This window comes from Clostridium sp. ATCC 25772, from assembly GCF_001573875.1.
GTDB lineage: Bacteria > Bacillota > Clostridia > Clostridiales > Clostridiaceae > Clostridium_J > Clostridium_J senegalense.
The window spans coordinates 1-6,247 of sequence record NZ_LFRG01000084.1 but is presented as its reverse complement, the minus strand read 5'-3'; the positions used below and the strand labels follow the sequence as shown (position 1 = coordinate 6,247).

Here is a 6,247-nt window from a genome sequence, read left to right as displayed (position 1 = left end):
GAATTATAGGGTTTCAAGTTGACCTTTAAAATTACTCATTTTAAAACTTGGATACCTAAAATAGTGAGGCATGCTCCGAATCACTTAGAATTCAACACTGAATCTTGTATGAAAATAGTTTAAAGTTATTGAATAGATTTAAATTGGAGTTTGTTTCCCTATAATAGGGATACCATAAAATTTTGTATGTATAATGTGAAAAATATTTTACACCATACATATTGCACTTATAAAACTTTATATTTTTATTACCACTATTCAAATTTAAAGCATATGAAATAAAGTAAAAACAAATAACTTTATTTATTATTTAATTGAATATGCATAACTAAATTTCACTTGTTATATTAATTAATCCAACGTAAATATTGCTGTAAAAGGAGAATTACTATGTTTACACAAACTGGAGCGAAATGGCCTGAAAAAACATTAAGTATTAATATATCTATTTTTTATAAAGATTTTCAAAAATACTGTGAAGAAAAATTGAAACCTTTTAAACTAACGCCAGGGTTATATAATTATCTTTTATTTATATATTATAATCCCGGATGTAATTTAAATGAAATAAGCACTCATTTAAAAGTAGATAAAGCACTTACAACAAAAACTATTAAAAAGCTTTTAACATTAGGATATGTAGACAAACTTATCAATGAATACGATAACAGAGCCTTTAAAGTATATCCTACAAAAAACTCTATTAATATGATGGAATATTTAGTTACTATATTCGAACAATGGGAAGAAAAAATAACAGCAAATCTTTCAACACACGAAGTTAATAATTTCAACGAGTTTTTTCTTAAAACTCTTCCTAACTTAAATAGATAATGCTTTTAGTACATATTTTAAATAAAAAAGAGATTAATTGGGGATAAAATTAATCTCTTTTTTATTTAGTCTATTAAATTTTACAAATAATAATAAATTCTTTAATTTTTCCAAATACTATAATGAAACCACATATAATTTTTATTTATCATAATAACTTAGGCATATGAAAAGAAATAACAAATCAAAGATTCGAAGCATATTTATCACAAGACAAGGAGATGTGATCTATTCATAGTGGGGCTATGTCTGAATTTTTATCGATGAAGTATTTATAGAAAATAAGTAAGAATACTGGCTTATTATTTATTTCATTATGCCTTATATAGAAGGAGATTTTTATTTATGAATTTCAAATTTAAAAATAAATTTTCATATGTAATTTTTATAGTATTTTTAATATACATATTTTCAAATAGTACTTGTTCTGCTGCTTCAGTTTTAGATTCTAATGATGATGTTAAAAGCTATATAGTAACCCACTTTCAAAACAGAAATAGCTCTATATTAGATGGTGACATAAATTTTATTCAAAATAATTATGATACATCATCAAGTAATGGTAAATACGCCTTAGACCATGAGATACGTAGAATAAAATATCTTAGAGATTGGGCAGGAGAACGTGGAATAAAATTTACGGATATACAATCAAATTGTGATTTCAAAAATTTAAATTGTAATAATAACTCATATGATTTTAGAGTTGATGAAGAATGGATTTTCAAATATGTTTATGAAGATGATATAAATTCAACTGAAAACTTATTTGGAGTAAATTTGTTTCATATAATGAACTTAAAAAAATCAAATAATAATTATATTATTTCTAAAGAGTGGTATTTAGATTGTTTTGAAGATGCATTAAAATCATATGACGGTTCTTATGAAGGTACAACATTAGATAATCCTAAAGATAAAGTTTTCAACTTTGAAAACATAAGAAATAATGACGGTATTAATACGAATAGTTCTTCTAAAAATTATAATAAATTTAAAGCTGTAGAATATTCCGACAGATACTGTGGAGTCCCTTCTTTAAGCAATAATCCTGAAAAATACAATAAAAAATATATTAATTTTACTGGTTCCGGTGGAAATTGTACTAACTTTATATCTCAGTGTCTAGGCGACATAGAAGGTGGTAATTTATCTCAAGATTATACTTGGTATACTACTAATAAAACTCATACTCACAAAGATTATTCACCTGCATGGGTTAATGCAGATGCTTTTAAAAATTATCTTTTATATAGTGGCAAAGGTTCATTAATAAAAAAAGCCTCTTTTGAGGAATGTTTAAAATTTAATGAATCTACTGGCAAAAAATACATTGATTCTTTAGAACTTGGAGATGTAATTGCATACTCTAAAAAAAATGATATAGATCATAATGCTATAGTTACAGGTTTTGATAGTAAAGGCTATCCTCTTATAAATTCACATACTGTAGATAGATATCATGTTCCTTTTGACCTAGGTTGGGGCGATAAAGATATATATTTCTTATTAATTCATATAAAATAAAAACTTATCTTATAAAAATGGATATGTCACCTACAATGCTTATATTGTAAGTGTGACATATCCATTTCTAGTACCTCGATCTTTCTTTTAATTGTCTATCAATTTCTCGTTTATGAGCCTTTTCAAGCATAGAATCTCTCTTGTCATAGCTCTTCTTACCTTTGCAAACTCCTAAATTGACTTTAACTTTTCCATCTTTTAAATACAGTGCCAATGGAATTAAAGTATGACCTTCTTGTTGAAGTAACCCTATAAGTCTTCTTATTTGCTCTTTATGCAGTAACAGCTTTTTCTCTCTAAGTGGATCAACATTAAATATATTACCTTGCTCATACGGACTTATATGCATTCCAACTATAAAAACTTCTCCGTTTCTAATTTCAGCATAGCTTTCTTTTATATTTGCTTTTCCAGCCCTTATAGATTTCACCTCTGTACCAACAAGAACAATTCCAGCTTCCATACCTTCTTCAACAAAATAGTCATGTCTAGCTTTTCTATTTTCTACTAAGGTTTTAGTCCCTACTCTTTTAGCCATATAAACACCTACTCTCAACTGTTATAAAAATTACGACTCTTTATTATTTTATGGTATCATAGATTATTTTACATTTCTACTAATTTAATAAATTATGAATACAATTAATAAATAAAGTAACTAATTATAATTTTATATTATACTAACCAATTATCTGTTGTTGAATATTAATTCTAAACTTTATCTCTCCATCACTTTTTCCTTGAATTCTTATATATTTAGAGTAGTACCTTGGAACAACAATTTCTGTTTCATTTGGATGAACAGAAATAACAGGTTCATTTATTATATAGTTTTCCCCATCAGGACTAAAATAAACAAAAAATTCTTGGCAAGTATCACTTTCATTTGTTATAAAAATAGTTGTCTGATGTGCAAATGCAACTTTTATATTTGGAGTACTTACACATTCATATCCTTCCAACAACAATAATACTTCATAAAATATTGTTTTAAAAAAAGATTCTATTTTAACTATTGCTAAACCACATGGAATTTTTAATTTTAAAAAATTATTTTTATCCATATCAACACCCCTAATATTTTATTAAATAAGGAATTTAATCTTATTAAATTCCTTATTTAAATTTAAAATTTATATGAATAAATTTTTATAAAAAATATCTAATGTTACTTCATCTATAACTTCAAATTCTTTAAAAGATCTTGTAATTTCTTGTACTGCAAGTGAATTGTATCCATATCTATGGTATAGCTTAGCTAATTCTAATAATACCTTATTGGAGTTTATATAGTTTAAACTATTAAGCATTTTTTCGAATAACTGAAAATCATTAGTTGATAATATTATGTCTAATATATTAATTATTTCACTTAAATATTCTTCTGGTAAATCATCTATTGTTATTTTTTCATCTTTAGCTATTGAATTCATAAGCATTATAGATTTTCTTTTCACATCATTAGTTATTTTATCAAAATCTTCTTCATATACCTCTTTATTAGTTAATATTTTTATAATTATGATATATATAATACCTAGCTCATAGTATGGAGACTCTTTTGGAAGCCTTCTAAATTGATAATAAGCCTTAATATATTCTTTAGTATTAAATAAGCACTTTCCTAAAACAAATACACTTTGATCCGTCTCAACTGCATTAAGCTTATCATTTAATTCTTCTAAAATCCCATTATAAAGTTTAGCTTCCATTAATATCATAGATAAAATAACAACTTCACCTTTATTTTCTAAATCAAAATAAATTTTTAATTTTTTAACTGTTTCCTTTTCATCTTCTAATATCTTAAAATATGATTTTGCTAAACCAGTATATTCTGGCCAAAAAGATTTATCACATAAAATAGCTTTTTTATAATTTATTATAGCTTCTTCATAATCACCTAAACTATAATATATTTCTGCAATATTATAGTAAGCTCTAAATGTGGCACAACCATTTAAAAATGTTAGATATATAGGTGATTCTCCTTGTTCAATAGCTTTTTCATAAGTTTTTACTGCCATAGTATATTTTTTCTGTTTTTCATAAACTTCGCCTTTATAATATATAAGTTCTGTAAAATTCGGATAAAATTCTAATCCCTCATCTATAGCTTCTAATGCCATATTATATCTTTTTAATGCAATTAATGCTAATATTCTTCTTAAAGCTAATTTATTTCCATATCCCTGTCTTGGATCCATAGCTTTATAACCAGTATCAAAATGTTCTAAGGCACTTTTAACATCACCTAAGGCAAAATATTCGTTTCCCATATTAAAATTAACAAATCCGTTAAATGGGTCTTTTTTAAGTTCTTCTCTTAATATATTCATATTACGCTCTCTTTTATTTTGTGCTTGAGTAACTGCTGGAATGTATCCTCTATGATAGATTCTAATTTCTTCTGATGGAAATCTTCCATAATCCATAGGCTTTATTTTATTATTTATTTGCTCATGTATTGCACCTACATATTCATATTCCCCTGTATTTTTTATAAGTCTTAAATTTAAATTACAAGTATAATTTTTCAAATCTGCTTCTGAGTTTAAGCTTAAAGTTTTGAAAAAATGACCATCGTATTTTGAATTATTTACTATATCTATAAATTTTTCTCTATCTTCTTTTTCAAATTCATCATCGCCATCAAGTATTAAAATCCAATCTTTTGTTGCTTTAGATAATGAGAAATTTCTAGCATTTGCAAAGCTATTATCCCATTGATAATAATAAACTTTTGCACCAAAACTTTCTGCAATTTCTACAGTTTTATCTTTTGAACCAGTATCTACTACTATAATTTCATCTACTAAATCCTTAACACTTTCAAGGCATCTTCCTAAAAATCGTTCTTCATTTTTCACTATCATACAAACACTAACAGTTCTTTCTCTTTTCATTTTTCATATCCCCACCTTTAAGGAGCGTGTAGCTGAAAAACTACACGCAAACATATTATTTAAATTATGCCTTTAAAACACTATGCTCTTCCAACAAAGGAAACAGTTACTGATAAATCTGTTCCTGAATAACTTAATCTAGCATTATTAGCATATTTAGATGGTACAACTATTGCAGATCCTGATGGTCCTACTGTTACTGTTCCTGCTACCGAATCTGTAACATATACACCACCAACTGTTGGAGCTAATTGAATTCCTATATAAGCAGTGTTTGTAGCACCATTCTCAATATAATATGCATATTCAGTAAGACTGTTTACAGTTTCAGTCAATACAACACCTGTTCCAGTTCCTGTTATATTACTAGCAGTATAAGTTGTATAATATCCGCTAACTGTAACTGAACCTGATGAGATTACTGTTCCTGTTACGCTTACTTCTACCGTATTTCCTACATCTACTGTTCCTGTTACTGGTACTGTTCCAGTTACACTTACGTCTACTGTATTTCCTACATCTACTGTTCCTGTTACTGGCACTGTTCCAGTTACACTTACTTCTACTGTATTTCCTACATCTACTGTTCCTGTTACTGGCACTGTTCCAGTTACACTTACTTCTACCGTATTTCCTACATCTACTGTTCCTGTTACTGGTACTGTTCCAGTTACGCTTACGTCTACTGTATTTCCTACATCTACTGTTCCTGTTACTGGTACTGTTCCAGTTACACTTACTTCTACCGTATTTCCTACATCTACTGTTCCTGTTACTGGTACTGTTCCAGTTACACTTACTTCTACCGTATTTCCTACATCTACTGTTCCTGTTACTGGTACTGTTCCAGTTACACTTACTTCTACCGTATTTCCTACATCTACTGTTCCTGTTACTGGCACTGTTCCAGTTACGCTTACGTCTACTGTATTTCCTACATCTACTGTTCCTGTTACTGGTACTGTTCCAGTTACGCTTAC

6 protein-coding genes are annotated in these 6,247 nt (G+C 27.4%); 2 read left to right on the top strand and 4 right to left on the bottom strand.

Annotation, left to right across the window (positions count from 1 at the left end):
* Positions 1-390 precede the first annotated feature (390 nt).
* Positions 391-834, top strand: a complete 444-nt coding sequence (locus AZI32_RS16625) for a MarR family winged helix-turn-helix transcriptional regulator (RefSeq protein WP_082761306.1) — start codon at positions 391-393, stop codon at positions 832-834.
* A 345-nt stretch (positions 835-1,179) separates the two neighbouring features.
* Positions 1,180-2,361 carry an amidase domain-containing protein gene (locus tag AZI32_RS16620; RefSeq protein ID WP_061997030.1) on the top strand — a complete coding sequence of 394 codons (1,182 nt, stop codon included), beginning with the start codon at positions 1,180-1,182 and terminating at the stop codon, positions 2,359-2,361.
* 67 nt (positions 2,362-2,428) lie between these two features.
* Here AZI32_RS16620 and smpB read toward each other — a convergent pair whose 3' ends face one another.
* From smpB to AZI32_RS18630, 4 genes are all read right to left on the bottom strand, one after another.
* Positions 2,429-2,899 (bottom strand): SsrA-binding protein SmpB, encoded by a 471-nt coding sequence (gene smpB / locus AZI32_RS16615; RefSeq protein ID WP_061997028.1) that lies wholly within the window; start codon positions 2,897-2,899, stop codon positions 2,429-2,431.
* A 142-nt stretch (positions 2,900-3,041) separates the two neighbouring features.
* On the bottom strand, positions 3,042-3,425 hold the full coding sequence (locus tag AZI32_RS16610; RefSeq protein ID WP_061997026.1) for a DUF6385 domain-containing protein: 384 nt from the start codon (positions 3,423-3,425) through the stop codon (positions 3,042-3,044).
* A 69-nt stretch (positions 3,426-3,494) separates the two neighbouring features.
* Positions 3,495-5,267 (bottom strand): TPR domain-containing glycosyltransferase, encoded by a 1,773-nt coding sequence (locus AZI32_RS16605; protein ID WP_061997024.1) that lies wholly within the window; start codon positions 5,265-5,267, stop codon positions 3,495-3,497.
* Positions 5,268-5,347: 80 nt separating this feature from the next.
* The coding region (locus AZI32_RS18630) for a DUF6385 domain-containing protein (protein WP_061997022.1) at positions 5,348-6,247 on the bottom strand (900 nt) is incomplete at its 5' end.